Here is a 22,467-nt window from a genome sequence, read left to right on the forward strand (position 1 = left end):
CACCAGGCTTACAGCGCCTGCAGTTCCTCGTTGGCATTGCGCTTTTCCTTCGCCGCCGCCGGGGCCGGCGTGGCCGCCGGCACGGCTGCCGGGGCGGCCGCAGCATCGGCCGGCACTTCCAGGTAGGGAAGGTGCAGGGTCTGGCTGGTCAGCGTGCGGATCTCGTTGGTCAGCGCGGCGCTTTCATTCAACTTGCGGCCGTACGACGGCACGATCTCGCGCAGGCGGGCTTCCCAGCCGGCCTTCATCTGTTCGGGGAAGGCCTTGGCCATCAGGTCCAGCATGATCGGCGGCGAGGTCGACGCGCCCGGCGAAGCACCCAGCAGCGCGGCGATGGTGTGGTCCTTGTCGGTCACGATCTCGGTGCCGAACTGCAGCACCGGGCCCTTCAACGGGTCGCGCTTGATGATCTGCACGCGCTGGCCAGCGGTGATCAGCTTCCAGTCGCCCGGCTTGGCGTTGGGGAAGTACTTCACCAGCTCGGCCTGGCGATCGGCGTCGTTCAGGCGTGCCTGGGCCATCAGGTACTGCACCAGGTCCAGGTTGTCCTTGCCCACTTCCAGCATCGGGCCGACGTTGTTGTGGTTCACCGACGAATACAGGTCCCACCACGAGCCATGCTTCAGGAACTTGGTGCTGTACAGCGCGAACGGTCCAAACAGCACCACCGGCTTGCCGTCCAGCTTGCGCGCATCCAGGTGCGGCACCGACATCGGCGGCGAACCGGTTTCGGCCATGCCGTAGGCCTTCACGCCATGGCGCGAGGTCACGTCCTGGCCCTGGAAGGCCAGGAACTGGCCGCCCACCGGGAAGCCGGCGTAATCCTTCGATTCGGGAATGCCGGACATCTGCAGCAGCTTCAGCGCGGCGCCACCGGCACCGATGAAGACGAAGCGGGCATGGGTGGTGGTTTCGGTGTTGGCCTTCAGGTCCTTCACCGTCACGTTCCAGCTCTTGTCGGCGTTCTGCCGCAGCGCGCTCACTTCATGGTTCAGGTGCAGCGTGAAGTTCGGGCTGCGCTGCAGGCCGGCGGTCAGCTGGCGGGTGATCACGCCGAAGTTGACGTCGGTGCCCAGCGGCATCCAGGTGGCGGCCACCTTCTGCTTCGGGTCGCGGCCTTCCATCAGCAGCGGGGCCCACTGCTTGATCTGCGCCGGATCTTCCGAGTACTGCATGCCGTAGAACAGCGGGTTCTTCACCAGCGCCTGCTGGCGCTTGTGCAGGTAGGCAATGTTGTCATCGCCCCAGACGAAGCTCATGTGCGGGGTCGGGTTGATGAAGTCGCTGGGCTGGCTCAGCCGCCCTTCCTTCACCTGGTGCGACCAGAACTGGCGCGAGACCTCGAAGCTTTCGGCAATGCCGACCGCGCGCTTGGTCTCGATGCTGCCATCGGGCAGTTCCGGGGTGTAGTTCAGTTCGGCGAAGGCCGAATGGCCGGTGCCGGCGTTGTTCCAGCCGTCCGAGCTTTCGTTGGCCACGCCGTCCAGGCGTTCATAGACCTGGATGTTCCAGTCCGGCTGCAGTTCCTGCAGGTAGGTGGCCAGGGTGATGCTCATGATGCCGCCGCCGACCAGGACGACGTCGACGGGTTTGTCGTTGCTTGCCGCCGGCACCGAGCGCTGGGTCAGCGGCCAGTACAGGAACAGCGCGGCTACCAGCAACAGCAGCACGAGCAGGGCGAGAAGGGCCTTGCCAAATTTCTTCATGGGGGTGACTTATGGCGTGGGGAAGGGGTTCAGGATGCGCGCCGGGTAGGGAAAGGGCGTGAAGAAACAACGCCTTGCAGCATCCAAGGGGCGGATTCTAACCCTTTCAGGTCCGGATTTGGTGCAACGCAGCATCCGGCCACCCTGGTCCGGTAGCGCCGGGTCACTCCCCTCAGACCAGCTCCAGGATCTCGTCCCCGGCCTCGTCCACCTCGCCGGTGGCTCGCCAGCCCAGGTGACGGTAGAACCCGTACGAGCGCGAGCGGGGATCGGCCGAACAGGCCAGGAACAGCCGGCCATGCCCGGCAGCGCGGGCAAGTTCGATCACTTCCTGCAGCAATCGCTGGCCGATGCCGCGGCCCTCGTAATCCGGCAGCAGGGCCAGTACCAGCACTTCGCCACTGTCACGGTCGGCGAAGCCATAGCCGACCAGGGTGCCGTTGTCTTCGGCGATGTGGCCGATGAAGTCGCCCTGTGCAATGCCCTCGGCCCAGCTGTCCGCGGTGATGCCCAACTCGGCCAGTTGTGTCGCACTGAAGGCGTTCTCGCGGGTACGCCCGCGCAGATCGATGCAGGCGGCCGCATCATCGGGCCGGGCGGGGCGGTAGTGGATCGTCATGTCTGTTCCCTTGGTAGCGCCGGGCCATGCCCGGCGGAGGCATTGGCCACGAACGGTAGCGCCAGGCCATGCCTGGCGGATCCCTTCAATCACTGCCAATAGTGAAGTATTCCGCCGCGAAATAGACCACCTGGTAAACCAGCGCCACCGCGGCCAGCAGCACGTGCGCGCGGGCGCTGCGCAGGTTCCAGCCCAGCACGCAGACCACCAGCATCAGCGCCGAATGCAGCGGATAGGCCTCGCCCAGCAACTGCCAGCGGCTGCGCCCCTTGATCGCCGTGTCCACCAGATCCAGCAGCGTCAGCACCGCGATCACGCCGAAGATCCAGCGCCGGCGCTGCAGCAGGTAGTGGCCGTAACTGCCGTAGTCGCGCAGGTCGTCCGGAAACAGCAGCGCGCACAGCAGGAACCAGGTGGCGCTGTAGGCGATCACGAACAGGTAGGTTTCAAACGTCCAGCGGTGCACTTCGATCAGGCGGAATTCCCACCACCAGAACGTGACCAGCGACACCAGCGTCCACGCCACCCAGCACAGATGCAGGGCGGAACAGCCGCGGCGCTGCGGGTGCTCGATGATCTGCGCCAGCCCCTTCAGCAGGGTGGTGATCGACAGGCCCAGGATGATGCCCATCACCACGCGGATATGCAGGAACAGCGGATCGGTCCCCATCGCCCAGCCCCTCAAGGTCGGTTGCCGCGATGCTGGCACAGAAAAAGTCCCCGCAGAATGGGGTCAGAGCCCGTTGCGCAGCAACGGGATCCGACCCCGGGCCGTTCCCGTAGATCCACCCCATGGGTGGATACGCAGCCCTGCCGCCTCAGCGCTTCCGCCGCACCAGTGCGGTCGATGCGTCCAGCACGGCGCGGGTCAGCAGGGCCATGGTCTGTACATCGCCCTTCCAGTGCTGCCAGTACAAGGGCACGTCTTCCCACGCGCGCTGGCGCACGTAGACCAGGCGGCCGGCATCCAGGTGCCGCTTCACCAGCGGCAGTGGATTCATGGTCCAGCCCAGGCCGCCCAGGTTGGCCTGCACGAACGCGCGGGTGGAGGGAATCCACCAGGTCGGCGCGGTGCTGGGCAGCTCGTCGCCGGCCATGCGCCGGGCGAACCGGGCCTGCATGTCGTCCTTGCGGTTGAACACCAGCACCGGTGCCTGCGCCAGCGCCTGCGCGGTCACGCCCTTGGCGAAATGCTGCTCGCGGAACTCCGGTGTGCAGGTGGCGGCGTAGCGGATGCTGCCCAGCGCATGGATCTGGCAGCCCTGCACCGGTTCGTCCAGCGTGGTCACCGCGCCCAGCACCGTGCCCTGGCGCAGCAGCTCCACGGTGTGGTCCTGGTCTTCCACGCGCAGGTCCAGGGTGGTGCCGGTGCCTTGGGCAAAGGCGTGCGCAGCCTGCGGAAACCAGGTTTCCAGGCTGTCATGGTTCACCGCCACCGGAATGCTGGCCTGCGGCAGGTCCTCGTCGGCCAAGCCCATGCGGTGCAGCGCGTCGTGCTCCAGCAGGGCGGTCTGTTCGGCCAGCTGCACCAGCAACTGGCCTTCGGCGGTGGCGGTGGCCGGGGTGCCGCGCTTCACCAGCAGGCGGCCAATGCGGTCTTCCAGCGCTTTCACCCGCTGCGAGATGGCCGACGGGGTGACATTGAGCGCCTGCGCGGCGCGGTCAAAGCTGCCTTCGCGGATCACCGCGGCCAGGGCCCGCAGCTGGGCGTGATCGATACGCATCCGATTAAGCTCCGCTAATGTTGGTTTAGTAAGTTTAGCTCGTCTTCTTCATGTTGCGGCGCGACAATGGCGCCCATTCCGGTGCTGTCCGCCTTCGCGAGGCACCGTCCCCCAGCAAGACAAGGCAGTGAATCCCATGTTCTCGGTCATCTCCGCCAGCACTGGCCTCGGTGCCTGGTTCTCTGGTGCAGCCACCGGCATCGGCCTGTTCGCCGTGGTCGGTGCCCAGAGCGCCTTCATCCTGCGCCAGGGCATCCTGCGCAAGCACATCGTGCCGGTGGTCGCCACCTGCGCGGCCATCGATGCGTTCTTCATCTTCGCCAGCGTGGCCGGCCTGCGCACCCTCACCACGGCGCTGCCGTGGCTGACCACCGCGGTGCTGTGGACCGGTGTGGCCTTCCTGGCCTGGTACGCCATGAAGTCCGCGCGCCGTGCCTTCGCCGGTGGCGGTGGCATGGGCGAGGCCGACAGTGATGACGGCAGCCGCCGTGCGGTGCTGATGGCGGCAGTCGGTTTCTCGCTGATCAATCCGCACTTCTGGCTGGACATGATGGTGATCGGTTCGATTGCCGAAAACTTCGGCAATGCACGCATGGCCTTCGCCGCCGGCGTGGTGACCGCCAGCTGCCTGTGGCTGACCGCGCAGGGCCTGGGCGCGCGCCTGCTGGCACCGCTGTTCACCAAGCCCAGCACCTGGCGGGTACTGGACGGCACCATCGCCGTGATCCTCAGCATCCTGGCCCTGACCCTGGCGGTGCGCGGGGTCCACTGACCCACCGCGCACGCCCCCCGAACCCACGTCCTGACTCTCTCTCCAAGGTAGTGGCCATGACGGCACCGGCAACGGTGCCGTCTTTTTTTTGTCGCCGCCAGCACTGGCGGGCAGGAATCGGCCATGCCTAGAATCGGCGATGCGGACAGGGTGTCCGCTTCAAGGGGGAAGGATGCGCAAGTGCTTGCTGGCTGCCCTGGTGGCAGCCGTGCTGTTGCCGGGGAAGGCAATGGCAGTCGATGTGGATGCGTTCGTGCGCCAGGAGGCGTTCGGCGATCTGAAGATTTCACCCAGTGGCCAGTACTACGCCACGACCGTGCCGGGCGAGGATTTCACCGCGCTGGCGATCCTGCGGTCATCGGACAATTCGGTGGTCAGCAGCATGCGGCCACCGAGCAACAACCACGCCACCGATTTCCATTGGGTGAACGACTCCCGCCTGCTGATCGGCGTGGCTGAAAAGTTCGGCAGCCTGGACGAGCCGTCGCCCACCGGCGAACTGCTGTCGATGAACGCCGAAAGCGGCCGTACCGAACTGCTGGTGGGCTACCGGGTAACCAGCAACGGGCCGGGCACGCGCATCCAGCCGAAGAAGGTGGAGGCCATCGCTGCCTTCCTGTCCGACGACCTGCCGGACGACGACCGCAACGTGGTGATCGCGGTGTGGCCCTTCAGCGAAGATCCCTACACCCGCGCCGAGCGCCTGGACGTGCAGAGCGGCAAGCGCGCCACGGTGGCCCGTTCGCCGGTGCGCCGCGCCGATTTCACCACCGATGCGCAGGGCCAGGTGCGCTTTGCCCACGGCGCGGGCACGGACAACGTCAACAAGCTGTACTACCGCGCGGCCAACGGTACCGATTGGGCACTGGTGAACGATGAGAGTGTGTCCGCACGCATCGAAACCGCGATTGGTTTTTCCGAAGACGGGCAGCTGGCCTATCTGAAGAGCGAGCAGTCCAGCGGTCCCGATGCCATCGTCAGCTGGAACCCGCAGACACGTGAGCGCAAGACCGTGCTGCGCGACGAGGTGGTCGACCCGTACCGCATCATCGTCCGCCCCGGTACCCGCATTCCGGTCGGCGCGCTGTACCTGGGCGACACGCCGCGCACGCGTTTCTTCGATGAGACCTCGGCCGATGCGCGGCTGTACCGCAGCCTGGAGGCGGCGTTCCCCGGCCAGGCGGTCTTCATCACCTCCAGCACCCGCGATGGCAACAAGGTGCTGGTACGCGTCTGGTCCGGCTCCAACCCCGGCGACTTCTATGTCTACGATATCGCCGCGCGCAAGGCCGATTACCTGATCAGCCGCAGCGACTGGATCAACGTGGAAAAGACCGCGTCGGTCAAGCCGTTCAAGCTGCAGGCCCGCGACGGCCTGCCGCTGCACGGTTACCTGACCGTGCCGCACGGCAGCGACGGGCGTGGTCTGCCGATGGTGGTCATGCCGCATGGCGGGCCGCTTGGCATCTACGACGATGGCAGCTACGACCGCGAAGCGCAGATGCTGGCCGCGGCCGGTTACGCGGTGCTGCAGGTCAATTTCCGTGGCTCGGGCAACTACGGCCGTGCCCACGGTCAGGCGGCCGCCGAGCAGTGGGGCAAGGCCATGCAGGACGACGTGACCGATGCCACCCGCTGGGCAATCAGCCAGGGCGTGGCCAACAAGGACCGCATCTGCATCTACGGCGCCAGCTACGGCGCGTACTCGGCCATGATGGGCGCCGTGCGCGAACCTGGCCTGTACCAGTGCGCGGCCGGCTATGTGGGGGTGTACGACCTGCCCATGATGTTCAACCGCGGCGACGTGCAGGACCGCAAGTCGGGCATGACCTACCTGCGGGAATGGCTGGGCGACCCGACCAAGCTCGGCGCCGTATCGCCGGTCAACCTGGCCGCGCAGATCAAGGTGCCGGTGTTCCTGGCCGCCGGTGGCGAGGACAAGCGCGCGCCGATCCAGCACACCGAGCGCATGGAAGCGGCGCTCAAGCGTGCCGGAACGCCGGTTGAAAGCCTGTACTACAAGACCGAAGGCCACGGCTTCTACACGCTGGAACACAAGCGCGAGTACTACGGAAAACTGCTGGCCTTCCTGTCGCGCAGCCTGGGCGGGGCCACGGCCAGCGCCAGCGTGCCGGCGGACAAGGGCAAGGCGCCCTGAGTCTGGCGGCGCGGGTGCACGGGGTCATTTGACCCCGTGCATCATCCGCTTCAGCAGCGGGGCGGCAACGAAGGCCGCCACCGCACAGCCCAGGCCGATCCACATCAGCAGCCAGAACAGGTGCGCGTAGGCTCCGGCGGCGGCCACCATGTCCAGCGCTTCGCCTTCGGGCACCTCGATCGCCGCCAGCTTGCCGAACAGCGCGGCCAGCGTTTCCGAAAACGCGGTGGCCAGGAACCAGGTGCCCATCATCAGGCTCATCACCCGCGGTACGGCCAGCTGGGTCACTGCCGACAGGCCGACCGGCGACAGGCACATCTCACCGCTGGCCAGCAGGAAGTAGGCCAGCACCAGCCACCACACGCTGGCCATTTCACCGGTGGCGCCCACCTGCTGCGCGGCCAGCGCCAACGGCACGAACGACAGCGCACCGATCACCAGGCCCCAGGCCGATTTCACCGGCTTGCCCGGCTCCCAGCCGCGGCGGTCCATCCAGGTCCACAGCGCGGCGAACGCCGGCGCCAGCAGCACCAGGAACAACCCGCCCAGGTAGGTGAGCGAACCGGCGGTCTGCGGAATCACCAGGCAGTCGCGCACCAGCAGCACCAGCATCAGCGCCACGATGGCAATGAAGAACGCACGCGGTGCGTTGGAACCCGGGCGCCGTTCGGCCAGGCGCGCGCTGACCACGAAGCCCAGCGGCGCCAGCAGCAGCGACACGATCGACCACGGCAGCGGGGTGCCATCGGTGATCACCAGCGCCGGCACGATGTCCTTGGTCAGCAGCCGGTCGGTGAAGGTGACCCACGACCCGTACGACTGCTCGTACATCGTGAAGAACACCAGCGCCATGAAGATCAGCACCATCAGCGCGATCATCTGCTGGCGCTGCACCGGCGTGCATTTGCTGCCGGTGAACCAGGCGAACCAGACCAGCACGCCGCCCAGCACCACCAGCATCAGCATCAGCGCCAGGCTGATTTCACCGCCCAGCGCGAAGGCGCCGTTGCCGGCGGCCCACATCAGCCAAGCGACTGGCAGCACGCCGATCACCGCGCACAGGTAGATCAGCCAATCGCGCGGCAGGCCCAGCACCTTCTGCTTCAATGCCGCCGGCTGCGGCGGCTCGGCGTGGCCGTGCAGGTACTTCTGCCCCCACAGGAACATGGCCAGGCCGGCCAGCATGCCGATGCCGGCCGCGCCGAAGCCGTATTTCCAGCCGTAAGCCTCGCCCAGGAAACCGCAGACCAGCGACGAGAACAGCGCGCCCAGGTTGATGCCGGCATAGAACAGCGAGAAGCCCGAATCGCGGCGCGGGTCGTCCTTGGGGTAGAGCTTGCCGACGATGGTGGAAATGTTCGGCTTCAGGAAGCCCACGCCCATGATGATCAGCGCCAGCGACAGATAGGTCACCGCCAGTGCCGAGGTGTCGCGCACCACTTCGCCGTTCACCCGGTACGCCGCGTGGCCTTCGAAGGCCATGCCCAGGTGGCCCAGTACCAGCAGGATGCCGCCGAACAGCACCGCGCGGCGCATGCCCAGCCAGCGGTCGGCCAGCATGCCGCCGAATACCGGAATGCAGTACACCAGGCCACCGTAGGCGCCCAGCAGGTCCAGCCCGGCCTTGTCACCGAACAGGTGGTACTTGGTCAGGTACAGCAACAGCAGCGCCTTCATGCCATAGAAGGAGAAGCGCTCCCACATTTCGGTGAAGAAGCAGACGTAGACGCCCTTGGGGTGGCCCAGGAAGTCGTCGGAAGCAATCGCGGTGGAATTCATCGGCGGATTATAGGCGCGTGCCGCAGGCACGCGCCGGGTAGCGCCGGGCCATGCCCGGCGGCATTACGCAACGCCGGGCATGGCCCGGCGCTACCGCTCAAAGGTAGCGCAGCCACGCCAGATCGCGCCGGCGCGCCTTGAACCGCCCGAACGCGCGCGTGGCCGGGTACAGCGCCACCGCCAGCGCACAGGCCACCAGCAGCAGGCCGGCCACCGAATCCAGCGCGTACAGGCTGCCATGGGTCGGCCCCCAGATCGCCAGCGCCGCCAGGTACATCAGCTTCAGCACATACAGGTGCAGCAGGTAGAAGAACATCGGCGCGGCGCCAATGTCGGCCAGCGGCTGCAGGGCGCGGGCCAGCGGCGCCCACTCATACAGGCGCAGCAACAGCAGGCCGATGCCCAGGGTCAGCAGCAGGAACTGCAGCGACGGCGGGTACTTGGTCACGTTGAACACGCTCATCCAGGTGCGCAGCGCGCTGTCCTGGTGCTGCCACGGCGCTTCGCCATAGCCGTTGGCCAGGCGCAGCAGGGCGAACGCCGCCAGCGCACCCAGCCCGGCCCACAGCAACCAGCGCTGGCGCTGCGCCGGGTCGCGGTCGCGGGCGAACAACGGCCCCATCAGATAGCCCAGGGCGATCACCCCGATCCACGGCAGCAGCGGGTAGGAGGTGCGCAGGCGCATCACCCCGGCGTCGATCCAGTCGCGCTGGTGCAGCACCTTCCACAGCACCGCCAGCACGCCATTGCCTTCCACCCGCACCCCATCGAACAGGTTGTGGCCGGCCACCAGCAGCACGCCCAGCACCAGCAGGGCAGGGCGCGGCAGCCACAGCAGGCCGGCCAGCGCGATCATGCTCAGCCCGATCGCCCAGATCACCTGCAGGTACAGCGTGTCCGGCGGGAACTGGAAGGTCCAGGCGAAGCTCACCAGGGTCAGTTCCAGCACCACCAGGAACAGGCCGCGCTTGAGCAGGAAGGCGGCCGTGGCGCGGCGCGGGTCGGCCTGGCGCTGGCCGTACAGCCACGCCGACAGGCCGGTCAGCAGCACGAATACCGGGGCGCACAGATGGGCCAGCAGGCGGCAGGCGAACAGGGCCGGCGAGACCGTGGCGGCATCCATCGGATCGCTCACCTGGTACTGCAGGAAAAAGGTCTCGCGCACGTGGTCCAGCAGCATCAGCAGCATCACGGTGCCGCGCAGCTGGTCGATGGAGGCCAGGCGGGGGGAGGGGGAAGAGGCCATGCGGGGAAAGGGAACAAACGAATTGGATAGGATATAACATATCGTTTGCGTCAGTCCCAACGGGGTTTTGCCGGTTCGGCCCGTTGGCGGGGCCGACGACCGTGGCGGACGCTGCAGCAGGCGCCCCCATCCTTTGGCACGCTGGACTTGCCGCCCCCTGAACGCTAGCGTGCAAGGGATTTTTTGCCAGCAGGGGCTTCCATGAACCACGACGCTGCGCCCAAGCAGCTCACCTTCCGCGCAGTGGCCCTGGCCATCGTGCTGGCGGTGGTGCTGTCAGCGGCCAACGCCTACCTCGGTCTGTTCGCAGGCCTGACCATCGCCACCGCCATTCCCGCCGCGGTCATTTCCATGGGCGTGCTGCGCCTGCTGGGCGGTGGTTCCATCCTCGAAAACAACATCGTGCAGACCGGCGCCTCGGCCGGTTCGTCCATCGCCGCTGGTGTCATCTTCACCATCCCGGCGCTGGTCATCATGGGCTACTGGCCCGACTTCAAGTACTGGTGGGTGCTGGGCATCGCCGGGCTGGGTGGCCTGCTGGGCGTGCTGTTCTCGGTGCCGCTGCGGCGTTCGATGATCGTCGAAGACCCGCTGCCCTTCCCGGAAGGCAAGGCCGCGGCCGAAGTGCTCAAGGCCGGTGAGAACCCCGGCCCGGGCCTGAAGATCCTGGGCCTGTCGGCCGTGATCGGCGCCTTCGTCAAGCTGGCCGCCGAAAGCGGCCTGCGCCTGATCCCCGATGCCTGGTCGACCTCGGCCTACGTCGGCAGCTCCAAGATCACTGCCTTCATCGGCACCAACCTGTCGCCGGCCCTGCTGGGCGTGGGTTACATCGTCGGCCTGAATGTCGGCATCGTGGTGGTGTCCGGCTCGATCCTGACCTGGCACATCGCCATTCCGATCTACCAGGCGTTCTTCATGAACACCGATCCGGCCCTGGCCGCGTCGGTTGCCACCGCCTCGTCCACCGAGGCCGCGTTCGCCATCTGGGGCGCGAAGATGCGTTACCTGGGCGTCGGCGCAATGCTGATCGGCGGCATCTGGACCCTGATCTCGCTGCGCAAGTCGCTGCTGAACGGCGTCAAGAGTGGCTTCGCCGCCGCGCGCAAGAGTGGCGGCCCGGTGCTGGCCCATACCGAACGCGACCTGCCGATGAAGTGGATGCTGGTCGCCCTGGTGGCCTTCGTGCTGCCGCTGCTGGCCCTGTACCAGGCCATCGTCGGCCAGTGGCACGTGTCCATTCCGATGACCATCATCATGATCGTCGCCGGCTTCCTGTTCGTGTCGGTGTCGGCCTACCTGGCCGGCCTGATCGGTTCGTCCAACAACCCGGTCTCGGGCATCACCATCTCCACCATCCTGTTCGCCTCGGCGGTGCTGGTGGTGCTGCTGGGCGCCGATGGCCTGAAGCCGGTCGGCGCCGGTGGTGCGCCGCTGGGTGCGGTGGCCGCCATCATGATCGGCGCGGTGGTGTGCTGTGCCGCCGCGGTGGGCGGTGACAACCTGCAGGATCTGAAGGCCGGCTACATCGTCGGTGCCACCCCGTGGAAGCAGCAGCTGATGCTGGGCATCGGTGCGTTCTCGTGCGCGCTGATCATGGCCCCGGTGCTGAACCTGCTGGCCACCGCCTACGGCATCGGCGTGAAGTCCGAGCTGCACCCGAACGCGCTGGCCGCCCCGCAGGCGAACCTGATGGCGTCGGTGGCCAAGGGCCTGTTCGGTGGCGAACTGCCGTGGACCTTCATCGGCATCGGTGCCGTGGTCGGTGCGGTCATCATCGCCTTCGACAGCTGGCTGAAGTCGCGCAATTCGCGCTTCCGCGTGCCGGTGCTGGCCGCCGCCATCGGTATCTACCTGCCGCTGGAACTGATGGTGCCGATCTTCCTGGGCGGCCTGATCGCCTATCTGGTCGAGCGCTTCCACAAGGTGCGTGGCGATGATGAAGAAGGCCGCGACCGCGTGCACAAGCCGGGCGTGCTGTTCGCCGCCGGCCTGATCACCGGTGAGGCGCTGATGGGTATCGCCATCGCCGTGCCGATCGTGGTCAGCAGCCGTGCCGACGTGCTGGCCCTGCCGTTCCACCTGCCGGCCGCGCAGTGGTTCGGCCTGGCCGTGCTGTTCCTGGTGGGTCTGCTGATCTACCGCACCGGCAAGCGCGCACAGGCGTAACGCCCAAGGGGTCGGATCCCTTCCCGTAGGGAAGGGCTCTGACCCCGGCTGGCAGGGTCTGGGGTCAGAGCCGATTCCCGCGGAATCGGATCCGACCCCGGTGCCCCCCGCAGACCCCGCTACGGCGGGGTTTGCTGTTTCTGGCGGCGGGATCGGCGCTGGCCCGCAGCCATGACCGATGGCCTTGGCAGCCCCGCCCGCGCGGGCCTACCATCGGTTTTTTGCCGTCCTGCGGAGACCCCGATGAAACTGCGTCATGCCCTGCTGCCACTGAGCCTGCTGGCCGCCCTGCCCAGCGTTGCCGCTGCCCGTGGCCTGGAAGTCCGCGACATGGTGGCCATGGATCGCGTCTCCGCCCCGGTCCTGACCGCCGATGGCAGCACCGTGGTGTTCGCCAAGCGCAGCACCGACGCCGCGCTGAAGTCCAGCACCGCCCTGTTCGCACGCAACCTGCGCACGCGTGATGCAGCCCCGCCGAAGCAGATCACTCCGGCTGGCTGGAACGTCAATTCGGCTTCGCTGTCGGCTGATGGCCAGACTGTCTATTTCCTCAGCGCCAAGAACGGCAGCCAGCAGCTGTACGCGCAGCCGATCAGCGGCGGCACCCCGCGCCAGCTGACCGACTTCCCGGTGGACGTGGACAGCTACCACGTCTCGCCGCAGGACGACCGCGTGCTGTTCAGCGCTGGCGTGTTCCAGGCCTGCGCCTCCGACCTGGCCTGCACCGAAAAGAAGCTGAAGGACGTGGCCGGCGCCAAGGCCAGCGGCAAGGTCTTCGATTCGCTGTTCGTGCGCCATTGGGACACCTGGAACGACGGCCGCCGCAACACCCTGTTCGTGGCCCCGCTGCCGGTTGCCAAGGGTGGCCCGGTGAAGGGCGCCTCGGCGCTGAGCGCCACCATTGATGGCGACGCGCCGTCCAAGCCGTTCGGCGGCAATGACGATTTCACCTGGTCGCCCGACGGCAGCAGCGTGGTCGCCAGCATCCGCGTGGCCGGCAAGCAGGAACCGTGGTCGACCAACTTCGACCTGTACCGCTTCGATGCCGCCGGCAAGCAGGCGCCGGTGAACCTGACCGCGTCGAACCCGGCCTGGGATGCCGGCCCGGTGTTCAGCGCCGACGGCAAGACCCTGTTCTACCGCGCCATGAAGCGCCCGGGCTTCGAAGCCGACCGCTTCGGCCTGATGGCGATGGACCTGGCCAGCGGCAAGACCCGCGAAATCTCCCCGCAGTGGGACCGCTCGGCCGGTGAGATCACCCTGTCCGCCGATGGCGCCAGCATCTACACCACCACCGACGACCTGGGCGAACACCCGCTGTTCCAGATCGACGTGGCCAGCGGCAAGGCCACCAAGGTCATCGGCGATGGCACCGTGTCTTCGGTCAGCGTGGCCGGCAACAGCGTGGCCATCACCCGCAACAGCCTGAAGAGCAACGACCAGGTGCTGGTCGGCCTGCTGCCGGCGGCCGGCGAAACCATGGGCCCGCTGCGCGCGCTGACCCCGGCTGCCGGTGAAGTGCTGAAGGACGTCAGCTTCGGCGATTACGATCAGTTCGAGTTCAAGGGCTGGAACAACGACACCGTGCACGGCTACGTGGTCAAGCCGCACAACTACCAGGAAGGCAAGTCCTACCCGGTCGCGTTCCTGATCCACGGCGGCCCGCAGGGCAGCTTCGGCAACGGCTGGAGCTACCGCTGGAACCCGCAGACCTACACCGGCCAGGGCTACGCCGTAGTCATGATCGACTTCCACGGTTCCACCGGTTACGGCCAGGCCTTCACCGATGCGATCAGCCAGCACTGGGGCGACCGCCCGCTGGAAGATCTGCAGAAGGGCTGGGACGCGGCGCTGAAGAAGTATTCCTTCCTCAACGGTGACAAGGCCTGTGCGCTGGGCGCCAGCTACGGCGGCTTCATGGTCAACTGGATCGCCGGCAACTGGAACGGCCCGTTCAAGTGCCTGGTGAACCACGATGGTGTGTTCGACCAGCGCATGATGGGCTATGCCACCGAAGAACTGTGGTTCACCGAATGGGAGCAGGGCGGTACCCCGTACCAGAAGGCGGCCAACTACGAGAAGTTCAACCCGGTCAACCACGTGGCTGACTGGAAGAAGCCGATCCTGGTCATCCATGGCCAGCAGGACTTCCGCATTCCGGTCGAACAGGGCCTGGCCGCGTTCACCGCCGCCCAGCGCCAGGGCATCGAATCGAAGTTCCTGTACTTCCCTGACGAAAACCACTGGGTGCTGAAGCCGGCCAACAGCATCCTGTGGCATGACACCGTCAACGCCTGGTTGAAGCAGCACATCGGCGAGTAAGCGTTACCGGCGCCGCCCTCGTGGCGGCGCCCGGCTTCCTGTAGAGCCGAGCCATGCTCGGCTGCTCTGTGCCTCCTTTTCCGCCAACCGCAGCCGAGCATGGCTCGGCTCTACATGAGCGCGTGCATGCCTTCGACTGCCATGATCCAGAACGACATCGTCGTCTTCGGTTTGATCGCCGCCACCCTCGGCGCCGTGTTCTGGACCGCCTCGCGCGAGCAGGGTCTGTGGAAGCGCTTCTATACCTTCGTGCCGGCGCTGCTGCTGTGCTATCTGCTGCCGGGCATCTACAACACCGTCGGCCTGATCGACGGGCAGAACACCAAACTCTACAACCCGGTGGCGCGCGACATCCTGCTGCCGGCGGCGCTGATCCTGCTGACCCTGGCGGTGGACATCAAGGGCATCCTGCGGCTGGGCCCGAAGCTGGTGCTGATGTACCTGGGCGCCTCGGCCAGCATCATGCTCGGCGCGGTGGTGGCCTTCCTGGTGATGCGCGCCATCCACCCTGATACGGTGGCCGGCGATACCTGGGCCGGCATGGCCGCGCTGGCCGGCAGCTGGATCGGTGGCGGCGCCAACATGCTGGCCATGCGCGAAGTCTTCGACGTCAACGCCACCACCTTCGGCCAGTTCGCCGTGGTCGATGTGGGCGTGGGCTATGTGTGGATGGCTGCGCTGATCTTCCTGGCCGGGCGGGCGGCGAAGATCGATGCGCGCAGTGGTGCCGATACCTCGGCCATCGATGAACTGAAGGAGCGCATCGCACGCTTCCAGGCCGAGCACGAGCGCATTCCCAGCCTGACCGACCTGATGCTGATCGTGGCGGTGGCGTTCGGTGGCGTGGGCCTGGCCCATGCCATCGGCGCGCCGTTGGCAGCGTGGTTCAAGGCCAACGTCAGCTGGGCCGCACAGTTCAGCCTTGATGCGCCGTTCGTGTGGGTGGTGGTGCTGTCCACCACGCTGGGCCTGGGGCTCAGCTTCACCCGTGCGCGCACGCTGGAAGGCGCCGGCGCCTCGCGGCTGGGCTCGCTGCTGCTGTACTTCCTGATTGCCTGCATCGGCATGCAGATGGACCTGCTGGCGCTGCTGGACCGGCCGTGGCTGTTCCTGCTGGGGCTGATCTGGATCGCCGTGCACATCGGCCTGCTGTGGTGCCTGGGCAAGCTGCTGAAAGTGCCGTTCTTCTACTTCGCCATCGGTTCGCAGTCGAACATCGGCGGCCCGGCCTCGGCACCGGTGGTGGCCGCCGCGTTCCATCCGGCACTGGCGCCGGTGGGCGTGCTGCTGGGCACGATGGGGTATGCCACCGGCACCTATCTGGCCTATGTGGTCGGCATCACCCTGCGCGCGCTGGCCACGTAGTAGATCCACGCCATGCGTGGAGGGTGCGGACCAAGGTCCGCACCTACCAACGGCGGGCACCCACCGGTGACTTAGGCCACCGGCAACCCGCGTTCGATCAACCACGCTTTCGCGTCTTCGGCGTCCTGCTCGAACCGCGCCGAGTGAAAAGAGGGGCGCCGCAAGGTTCGGCGCGTCGCCACGCGCCCATGGCCGACCGCACCTGCGGCTTTACGCCTGCAGCAACCCGCGTTCGATCAACCACGCCCGTGCGTCCTCGGCATCCTGCTCGAACCACGCCTTGGTCGACCCCAACCGGTACGTATACCCCCACGCATCCATGTCGGCCATCAGCCGCGCGCTGCCCACGCCGGGCAGCTGCCCGGCCAGCACGATCTGCAGGTAGCAGGTGGCATCTTCCTCGGGTACCGAATCGGTGGCGTCGGTGTGCACCTGCGCACGCCGTTCCGGCGGCAGCACGATCAGGTGGCAGGCCTCGTGCAGCATCGAGTGCACCGGCGTGTCGTCGCGCACATACACGTTGCTGGCGATGATGCCGGCCTCGGGTTCACCCCAGTAGCTGCCAGGAATGGCTTCGCCGGCGGGCACGTGGTGCAGCCGCAGGCCATGCGCGGACAGCAGCTGCTGCGCATCGGCGAAGGCGATGTCGCCAACGCGGGTCACGTTCGGTTCGGGTGTAGTGTCGGTCATGCGGGGTCACACAGCCCCGCCCATGCAGGCACGGGCGGGGCAGGGGGTCAGGGCTTGTCCGGGCCTTCAGGCAGCGCCACGGAAATATCCAGCACGTCGTGCTGGCCATCCTTCACCAGGTCGACCTTCACCGCATCGACGTCGATGTTCACGTACTTCTTGATAACTTCCAGCAGCTCGCGCTGCAGCAGCGGCAGGTAGTCCGGGCCACCGCGGTGGCTGCGTTCCTGCGCGATGATGATCTGCAGGCGGTTCTTGGCGGTTTCGGCGGTGGTCTTCTTCGCTTTGAGGAAATCAAACAGGCCCATGCTTACCCTCCGAACAGCTTGCTGAAGAAGCCCTTCTTCTCGACGCTGGTGAAGCGCATCGGGCGTTCTTCGCCCAGGATGCGCGCGACGGCATCGTCGTAGGCCTGGCCGGCGGCGGATTCGACATCCAGGATCACCGGTTCACCCTTGTTGGATGCGTTGAGCACGTCGCCCGATTCGGGGATCACGCCAATGGCCTTCAGCCCCAGCACTTCTTCCACGTCGGCAATGCTGAGCATTTCGCCGCTTTCCACGCGCACCGGGGTGTAGCGGGTCAGCAGCAGGAAGGCCGGCACGTTCTGGCCCGATTCGGCCTTGTGGGTCTTCGAATCCAGCAGGCCGATAATGCGGTCGGAGTCGCGCACCGAGGACACTTCCGGGTTCACCACCACCACCGCGCGGTCGGCGAAGTACATGGCCAGGAACGCGCCCTTTTCGATGCCCGCCGGCGAGTCGCAGATGATGTAGTCGAAGCCGTCGGCGGCCAGGTCCTTCAGCACCTTGCCCACGCCTTCCTGGGTCAGCGCATCCTTGTCGCGGGTCTGCGAAGCGGCCAGCACGTACAGGTTGTCAAAGCGCTTGTCCTTGATCAGGGCCTGCTTCAGGGTGGCTTCGCCGTGCACGACGTTCACGAAGTCGTACACCACGCGGCGTTCGCAACCCATGATCAGGTCGAGGTTGCGCAGGCCGACGTCGAAGTCGATCACGGCCACCTTCTTGCCGCGCCGTGCCAGGCCGCAGGCCAGGCTCGCGCTGGAAGTGGTCTTGCCGACGCCGCCCTTGCCGGAGGTGACTACGATGATTTCAGCCAAAGGACTTCTCCTGATGATTCTGTTTGGGTGCTGCGTCAGTCCAGCGCAGCGATCTTGATCTGGTCCTGTTCCAGCCACACCTGCACGGCCTTGCCGCGCAGGTTGTCCGGCACATCGTCCAGTACCTTGTAATGGCCCGCAATGGCGACCAGTTCTGCATGGAAATCGCGGCAGAAGATGCGCGCCGCGGTGTTGCCCTGGGCCCCTGCCAGCGCGCGGCCGCGCAGGGTACCGTAGATATGGATGCTGCCGTCGGCGATCACCTCGGCGCCTGCGCCAACGGTGGCCATCACGGTCAGGTCGCAGTTTTCCGCGTACAGCTGCTGGCCCGAACGCACGTTGCCCAGCTGCATGCGGCCCGGCTGCGGCGCGGCGGCGTCGGCGGCCTTGCCCACCGGCGCGGCCGGGGCGGGCTTGGCTTCGGCCTTGGCGGTGCGGCGTGGTTCGGTCGGCGGCGGCGGCGGGGCCGGCTCGGCCTCGGCGCGTTCGTACTGCGCGCGGAACTTGGCCAGCAGCGGCAGGCCCAGCTGCTGCGACAGCAGATCGATGGCCGTGGTGCCGTAGGCCAGCGCCACCGGCAGCACGCCGGCGCTGCGCAGGCCATCCACCAGCGCCTGCGCGGTGGCCACGTCCGGCACCTGGCTCAGGCCGCCGAAATCGAGGATGACCGCGGCGCGGCCGAACAGCTTCGGCGCACGGGTCACCCGCTCCTGCATTTCCTGCACGAGGCGTTCGACATCAAGGGTACGGATGCGCAGGTTGGCAATGCCCACCTGGCCGATCTTCAGTTCACCGGCCTGTTCGTAATCAAAATTCACCGCCACGCTCAGGTCCCCGTCGGCCGCTGTGCCTGCGCCGGCAGCTGCCGGTCGCGCGCCCACGCTACATCGGGCAGCTTGCCGCCGTAGGTGTCCTGCACCCAGGGGTAGCTGCACAGTTCCTTGGCCAGCATGCTGGCGCGCACATCCACGTGCGGCATGGTGTTCTGGCCCAGCTCGCGGAAGCCGAAGCTGCCGTGGAAGAGCAGGGCGGCATCGGCGCCGTGGTCCAGGAACACTTCGCAGGTCATCTGCGGGTAGCGCAGTTCGGCAAAGCTCTGCGCATCGGCATAGAACGCACGGCCGACGCCACCGCCGCGGCGGCGGCTGGCGACCACGATGCGGTCGATATAGAAGAAGGGGGTGTCCAGCTGCTGCTTGAACCAGGCGAAATTGCTGCTGTCGTGCTGGCTGTCGCTGCCGAAGCCGATCAGGAAGCCGGCCAGGTTGCCGTCGCGCTCGGCGACGCGGAAATATTCAGCGGTTTCGTAGAACAGGTGCAGCCGGGCCGCATCCAGCGGAAGGATGGCCAGGCCAGCATTGTTGTTCAACGCCAGGACGGAATCGAGCTCGTGCTCGCGCACGTCGCGGATGACAATCGACATTGTGACTCCGTGGGGTAACGCGGTTGGTCCTGCGAACGGACCCTGCGCACGATTATTGCATGCCCGGGGTGGGCTGCGGCATGAACAGGGGGCAGGGGCAAGCATGACTTTATGCCCTTGGGGCAGGCCGCGCACAGGCTACGATGGGCCATGCTGGCCCGACTGAACCACAATGCGATGCTGCGCTACTCCGGGTTGTTCACCTGGGGCACCGTTGGCCTATGGCTGGCGATCTACCTGATCGATCCGGTCTCGCTTACCCTGGAAAGCCTCGATGGCGAAGCCGGCTACCGGGTCATTCCGTGGGCCTCGGCCTACCTGGCCTTCGGCGTGGTGTACTGGGGCCTGACCCGCGACCTGGGCGAAAGTGGGCCCGGCTTCTTCGACCATGCCGCGCTGATCCTGCTCACCGCCTGCGCCATCGGCGTCAGCTATTTCTCTGGCACCGCGCTGGGCAGCATCCTGCTGATGGTGGTGGCCGGGCTGCTGCCCTGGCTGCTGGGCCCGCGCATCGGCGTGGTCTGGCTGGTGGCCAGCAACCTGGCCGTGCTGCCGGTCTATATCAAGCCGCTGGGCTTCCCACCGGTCATCGCCGTGCTGCAGGCGATGGGGTACATGGGCTTTTCCAGCTTCGTGTTCGTCATCGCGCTGGTGGCGCGGCGCCAGGCCGAAGCGCGAGACGAGCAGCGCCGCCTGAATGCCGAACTGCGCGCCACCCGCGCCCTGCTGGCCGAAAGCGCGCGGGTGAACGAGCGCACGCGCATTTCCCGCGAACTGCACGACGTGCTGGGCCACCAGCTGACCGCGCTCACCCTGAACCTGGAAGTGGCCGGCCACCTGGCCGAAGGCAAGGCGCTGGAACACGTGAAGCGCTCGCACACCCTGGCCAAGCTGCTGCTGGGCAACGTGCGCGAAGTGGTCAGCCAGCTGCGCGAGACCGGTGCGATCGACCTGGCCGCGGCACTGCGCCCGCTGACCGAGAACGTGCCCTCGCTGGACATCCAGCTGGAGGTGGAGGAGCCGCTGAACGTGGAGGACCCGCAGCGGGCCCACGTGCTGCTGCGCTGCACCCAGGAAATCATCACCAACACGGTGCGCCACGCCCATGCCCGCCACCTGTGGATCCGGGTCTACCGCGAAGTGCCGGGACAGGTGGTGGTGGAGGCCCGCGACGACGGCGTCGGGGCGGAAATGGTCAATGCAGGCAATGGCTTGCGCGGCATGCGCGAGCGCCTGCAACAATGTGGGGGCCAGCTGCAGGTGGAGACCCGCCCTGGCGACGGCTTCCGCCTGCGCGCCACGGTACCGGCCACGGTGCTGGCCGCACTTACCCAGGTTCCTGAAGGAGTACGGTGATGATTCGCGTCTGCCTGGTCGATGACCAAACCCTGGTGCGGCAGGGAATCCGCTCCCTGCTGGCGCTCGACGATGGCATTGAAGTGGTGGCCGAGGCGGCCGACGGCCGGCAGGCGGTCGAGCTGGTGCCGCAGGTGCGCCCGGACGTGGTGCTGATGGACATGCGCATGCCGGTGATGTCCGGCCTGGAAGCCCTGCAGGTGCTGTCGCGGCAGGAACAGCTGCCGCCGACCATCATCCTGACCACCTTCGACGATGACCAGCTGGTGCTGGCCGGGCTGAAGGCCGGCGCCAAGGGCTATCTGCTGAAGGATGTGACCCTGGAACAGCTGGTGGGGGCCATTCGTACCGTGGCCGACGGCGGCTCGCTGGTGCAGCCGGCGGTGACCCAGCGCCTGCTGTCCGGGCTGGAGCACATGCGCAACGATTTCGTCAGCCTGGACCGGCCGGACCCGCTCACCGACCGTGAGACGGAGATCCTGCGGCTGATGGCCAGCGGTTTCTCCAACAAGGAAATCGCCAATTCGCTGGGCGTGGCCGAGGGCACCATCAAGAACCACGTCTCGAACATCCTGTCCAAGCTGGGCGTGCGCGACCGCACCCGCGCGGTGCTGAAGGCGTTCGAACTCCAGTTGGTTTGATTAAAATCCTTTCAGGACAAGGGCTTGGGTCGTGTTTTCAGGCCCGGGGCAGGGTGCCCCCCTACTTGCCGGGGCCCCAGATGCGTTACCCTTCAAAATCTTTGTCCATACAAATACGCAGCCGGCACGGAAACCGGTGCGCCAATCCGATAAACAATGCCTGCGAAGCCTGCTAGGATTGGCGCTTCGCTTCAATCAACCCGGCCGTGGGATCGGCCCCGGAGACTCTCTGAATGACCCGTATTATCGAGTTCCTGATCGCCTTGGGGATCGTGGCTGGCCTGTTCGTCATCATTGGCGTATGTCTGCCGGGCGAGCGTCACATCACCGAAAGCATCGAGACCAACCGCAAGATGACGATCGTGTACGACACGGTCAACAGCCTGCGCCGCTTCAAGGACTGGAACCCGCTGGTACTGCGCGATCCCGCCGTTGACCTGAAGCTGTCCGGCCCGGCCTCGGGCGTGGGTGCCACCCTCGATTTCGCCTCCAAGGACCTGGGTAACGGTTCCTGGAAGATCACCGAATCGGAAGAAAACAAGCGCGTTGTGATCGCCGTCGAAGACCCGACCAAGGGCCACGACAAGGTCACCACCTTCACCCTGGAGCCGACCGGCAAGGGCGGTCGTAACGTCAAGATCACCCAGGACTACTCGGTGAAGTACGGCTTCGACCTGTTCGGCCGTTACGCCGGCCTGTATGTCAGCCGCCAGATCGGCGACGACATCAAGATGGGTCTGTCGCGCATGGCCAACATGCTGGCCACCGTGCCGAACGTTGACTACCGCACCGCCGAAGCCCCGCTGACCGATCTGGCCATCGTGGACGTGCCGGCCGAAGACCTGCTGGTCGTCAATGCCGGTAACGTCGATCGCGGCCAGGACACCATCACCAAGTCCATCAAGGACAACCAGGAATGGATCAAGCGCGTGATGGAGGCCAATGGCCTTGAAGCCGCCGGCCCGTTCCGCATCATCACCACCGATTTCGGTGCTGAGAAGTACGCCTTCGACATCGCCCAGCCGGTGAAGAAGAAGGGCGCTGAAGGCGCGGCTGCCGAAGAACTGTCCGTCAAGATCGACGGCGGCGCTCCGGTGAAGTACGTCCGCGTTGCCCCGCACCGTTCGGCCCACGCGGCCTACACCGGCCACATGGCTGGCCTGGACATCGCCCGCAACGCACTGCGTGCCTGGGCCGTGACCAACGGTTCGGAAGTGATCGACCGTCCGTACGAGTCCTGGAAGGATGGCGTGGACAAGTCGTTCACCCCGGAAGGTACCTACGACATCTACTGGGCCGTCAAGTAAGCCTCGGCTGACCCATGTAGTGTTGGACACGAAAACGCGCCGCTTCCTGCGGCGCGTTTTTTTTCATCTGTGC

At 66.6% G+C, this 22,467-nt stretch carries 19 protein-coding genes; 8 read left to right on the forward strand and 11 right to left on the reverse strand.

Going from position 1 to position 22,467, the window contains the following annotated elements; translation table 11 throughout:
- Window positions 1–8 precede the first annotated feature (8 nt).
- From mqo to G4G00_RS13820, 4 genes are all read right to left on the reverse strand, one after another.
- Entirely contained in the window at window positions 9–1,706 is a 1,698-nt protein-coding gene (gene mqo / locus G4G00_RS13805; protein WP_108761486.1) for a malate dehydrogenase (quinone), read from the reverse strand.
- Between the two features lie 172 nt (window positions 1,707–1,878).
- A complete protein-coding gene (locus G4G00_RS13810) occupies window positions 1,879–2,325 on the reverse strand; it encodes a GNAT family N-acetyltransferase (protein WP_164274396.1) in 447 nt (148 codons plus the stop codon).
- 85 nt (window positions 2,326–2,410) lie between these two features.
- Window positions 2,411–2,995, reverse strand: a complete 585-nt coding sequence (locus G4G00_RS13815) for a hypothetical protein (RefSeq protein ID WP_164274399.1) — start codon at window positions 2,993–2,995, stop codon at window positions 2,411–2,413.
- A gap of 148 nt (window positions 2,996–3,143) precedes the next feature.
- Window positions 3,144–4,049: a LysR family transcriptional regulator ArgP gene (locus tag G4G00_RS13820; RefSeq protein ID WP_164274402.1), complete on the reverse strand. Its 906-nt coding sequence runs from the start codon at window positions 4,047–4,049 to the stop codon at window positions 3,144–3,146.
- A 136-nt stretch (window positions 4,050–4,185) separates the two neighbouring features.
- Here G4G00_RS13820 and G4G00_RS13825 point away from each other — a divergent pair, with 136 nt between their 5' ends.
- Window positions 4,186–4,821 carry a LysE family transporter gene (locus G4G00_RS13825; protein WP_108748912.1) on the forward strand — a complete coding sequence of 212 codons (636 nt, stop codon included), beginning with the start codon at window positions 4,186–4,188 and terminating at the stop codon, window positions 4,819–4,821.
- A 172-nt stretch (window positions 4,822–4,993) separates the two neighbouring features.
- A complete protein-coding gene (locus G4G00_RS13830) occupies window positions 4,994–6,979 on the forward strand; it encodes a prolyl oligopeptidase family serine peptidase (protein ID WP_108752465.1) in 1,986 nt (661 codons plus the stop codon).
- A 24-nt stretch (window positions 6,980–7,003) separates the two neighbouring features.
- Here G4G00_RS13830 and G4G00_RS13835 read toward each other — a convergent pair whose 3' ends face one another.
- Both G4G00_RS13835 and G4G00_RS13840 read right to left on the reverse strand, forming a co-directional pair.
- Window positions 7,004–8,758, reverse strand: coding sequence for an oligopeptide:H+ symporter (locus tag G4G00_RS13835; protein ID WP_164274405.1), 1,755 nt, complete (start codon window positions 8,756–8,758; stop codon window positions 7,004–7,006).
- 97 nt (window positions 8,759–8,855) lie between these two features.
- Window positions 8,856–10,004 carry a heparan-alpha-glucosaminide N-acetyltransferase domain-containing protein gene (locus G4G00_RS13840; RefSeq protein ID WP_164274407.1) on the reverse strand — a complete coding sequence of 383 codons (1,149 nt, stop codon included), beginning with the start codon at window positions 10,002–10,004 and terminating at the stop codon, window positions 8,856–8,858.
- A gap of 201 nt (window positions 10,005–10,205) precedes the next feature.
- Between G4G00_RS13840 and G4G00_RS13845 the strand changes: the two genes are divergently transcribed.
- From G4G00_RS13845 to G4G00_RS13855, 3 genes are all read left to right on the forward strand, one after another.
- Complete coding sequence (locus G4G00_RS13845; RefSeq protein ID WP_108752468.1) at window positions 10,206–12,170, forward strand: oligopeptide transporter, OPT family; 1,965 nt, start codon at window positions 10,206–10,208, stop codon at window positions 12,168–12,170.
- 243 nt (window positions 12,171–12,413) lie between these two features.
- Window positions 12,414–14,492 carry a S9 family peptidase gene (locus G4G00_RS13850; protein WP_164274410.1) on the forward strand — a complete coding sequence of 693 codons (2,079 nt, stop codon included), beginning with the start codon at window positions 12,414–12,416 and terminating at the stop codon, window positions 14,490–14,492.
- A gap of 126 nt (window positions 14,493–14,618) precedes the next feature.
- Window positions 14,619–15,857, forward strand: a complete 1,239-nt coding sequence (locus tag G4G00_RS13855) for a DUF819 family protein (RefSeq protein ID WP_108752470.1) — start codon at window positions 14,619–14,621, stop codon at window positions 15,855–15,857.
- Between the two features lie 210 nt (window positions 15,858–16,067).
- Here G4G00_RS13855 and G4G00_RS13860 read toward each other — a convergent pair whose 3' ends face one another.
- Genes G4G00_RS13860 through G4G00_RS13880 form a run of 5 tightly spaced genes read right to left on the reverse strand, consistent with a single transcriptional unit; the run spans window position 16,068 to window position 19,090 of the window.
- Window positions 16,068–16,547 (reverse strand): hypothetical protein, encoded by a 480-nt coding sequence (locus G4G00_RS13860; RefSeq protein ID WP_164274413.1) that lies wholly within the window; start codon window positions 16,545–16,547, stop codon window positions 16,068–16,070.
- Window positions 16,548–16,594: 47 nt separating this feature from the next.
- On the reverse strand, window positions 16,595–16,855 hold the full coding sequence (gene minE, locus G4G00_RS13865) for a cell division topological specificity factor MinE (protein WP_005408532.1): 261 nt from the start codon (window positions 16,853–16,855) through the stop codon (window positions 16,595–16,597).
- A 2-nt stretch (window positions 16,856–16,857) separates the two neighbouring features.
- Complete coding sequence (gene minD / locus G4G00_RS13870; RefSeq protein WP_108748921.1) at window positions 16,858–17,667, reverse strand: septum site-determining protein MinD; 810 nt, start codon at window positions 17,665–17,667, stop codon at window positions 16,858–16,860.
- Window positions 17,668–17,702: 35 nt separating this feature from the next.
- Entirely contained in the window at window positions 17,703–18,491 is a 789-nt protein-coding gene (gene minC / locus G4G00_RS13875) for a septum site-determining protein MinC (RefSeq protein ID WP_108754751.1), read from the reverse strand.
- A gap of 2 nt (window positions 18,492–18,493) precedes the next feature.
- A complete protein-coding gene (locus G4G00_RS13880) occupies window positions 18,494–19,090 on the reverse strand; it encodes a GNAT family N-acetyltransferase (RefSeq protein WP_108748923.1) in 597 nt (198 codons plus the stop codon).
- 150 nt (window positions 19,091–19,240) lie between these two features.
- On the opposite strand from G4G00_RS13880, the gene G4G00_RS13885 reads away from it, so the two are divergent.
- From G4G00_RS13885 to G4G00_RS13895, 3 genes are all read left to right on the forward strand, one after another.
- Window positions 19,241–20,446, forward strand: a complete 1,206-nt coding sequence (locus G4G00_RS13885) for a sensor histidine kinase (RefSeq protein WP_108752472.1) — start codon at window positions 19,241–19,243, stop codon at window positions 20,444–20,446.
- Complete coding sequence (locus G4G00_RS13890) at window positions 20,446–21,087, forward strand: response regulator transcription factor (protein WP_108748925.1); 642 nt, start codon at window positions 20,446–20,448, stop codon at window positions 21,085–21,087. The genes G4G00_RS13885 and G4G00_RS13890 overlap by 1 nt, the downstream gene beginning before the upstream one ends.
- A 233-nt stretch (window positions 21,088–21,320) precedes the next feature.
- Window positions 21,321–22,394, forward strand: a complete 1,074-nt coding sequence (locus G4G00_RS13895) for an SRPBCC family protein (RefSeq protein WP_108752473.1) — start codon at window positions 21,321–21,323, stop codon at window positions 22,392–22,394.
- The last annotated feature ends 73 nt before the right edge of the window (window positions 22,395–22,467 follow it).

The sequence above is a fragment of the Stenotrophomonas sp. B1-1 genome (assembly GCF_010894375.1).
Taxonomy (GTDB): domain Bacteria; phylum Pseudomonadota; class Gammaproteobacteria; order Xanthomonadales; family Xanthomonadaceae; genus Stenotrophomonas.

Bases quoted from the DNA above. Each gene is read 5' to 3' on its own strand.
- G4G00_RS13885 (WP_108752472.1), top strand. From the start codon at position 19,241: ATGCTGGCCCGACTGAACCACAATGCGATGCTGCGCTACTCCGGGTTG.
- G4G00_RS13815 (WP_164274399.1), bottom strand. From the start codon at position 2,995: ATGGGGACCGATCCGCTGTTCCTGCATATCCGCGTGGTGATGGGCATC.
- G4G00_RS13820 (WP_164274402.1), bottom strand. From the start codon at position 4,049: ATGCGTATCGATCACGCCCAGCTGCGGGCCCTGGCCGCGGTGATCCGC.
- G4G00_RS13855 (WP_108752470.1), top strand. From the start codon at position 14,619: ATGCCTTCGACTGCCATGATCCAGAACGACATCGTCGTCTTCGGTTTG.
- G4G00_RS13860 (WP_164274413.1), bottom strand. From the start codon at position 16,547: ATGACCGACACTACACCCGAACCGAACGTGACCCGCGTTGGCGACATC.
- mqo (WP_108761486.1), bottom strand. From the start codon at position 1,706: ATGAAGAAATTTGGCAAGGCCCTTCTCGCCCTGCTCGTGCTGCTGTTG.
- G4G00_RS13810 (WP_164274396.1), bottom strand. From the start codon at position 2,325: ATGACGATCCACTACCGCCCCGCCCGGCCCGATGATGCGGCCGCCTGC.
- G4G00_RS13835 (WP_164274405.1), bottom strand. From the start codon at position 8,758: ATGAATTCCACCGCGATTGCTTCCGACGACTTCCTGGGCCACCCCAAG.
- G4G00_RS13895 (WP_108752473.1), top strand. From the start codon at position 21,321: ATGACCCGTATTATCGAGTTCCTGATCGCCTTGGGGATCGTGGCTGGC.
- G4G00_RS13850 (WP_164274410.1), top strand. From the start codon at position 12,414: ATGAAACTGCGTCATGCCCTGCTGCCACTGAGCCTGCTGGCCGCCCTG.
- G4G00_RS13845 (WP_108752468.1), top strand. From the start codon at position 10,206: ATGAACCACGACGCTGCGCCCAAGCAGCTCACCTTCCGCGCAGTGGCC.
- G4G00_RS13880 (WP_108748923.1), bottom strand. From the start codon at position 19,090: ATGTCGATTGTCATCCGCGACGTGCGCGAGCACGAGCTCGATTCCGTC.
- G4G00_RS13825 (WP_108748912.1), top strand. From the start codon at position 4,186: ATGTTCTCGGTCATCTCCGCCAGCACTGGCCTCGGTGCCTGGTTCTCT.
- minE (WP_005408532.1), bottom strand. From the start codon at position 16,855: ATGGGCCTGTTTGATTTCCTCAAAGCGAAGAAGACCACCGCCGAAACC.
- G4G00_RS13840 (WP_164274407.1), bottom strand. From the start codon at position 10,004: ATGGCCTCTTCCCCCTCCCCCCGCCTGGCCTCCATCGACCAGCTGCGC.
- G4G00_RS13890 (WP_108748925.1), top strand. From the start codon at position 20,446: ATGATTCGCGTCTGCCTGGTCGATGACCAAACCCTGGTGCGGCAGGGA.
- G4G00_RS13830 (WP_108752465.1), top strand. From the start codon at position 4,994: ATGCGCAAGTGCTTGCTGGCTGCCCTGGTGGCAGCCGTGCTGTTGCCG.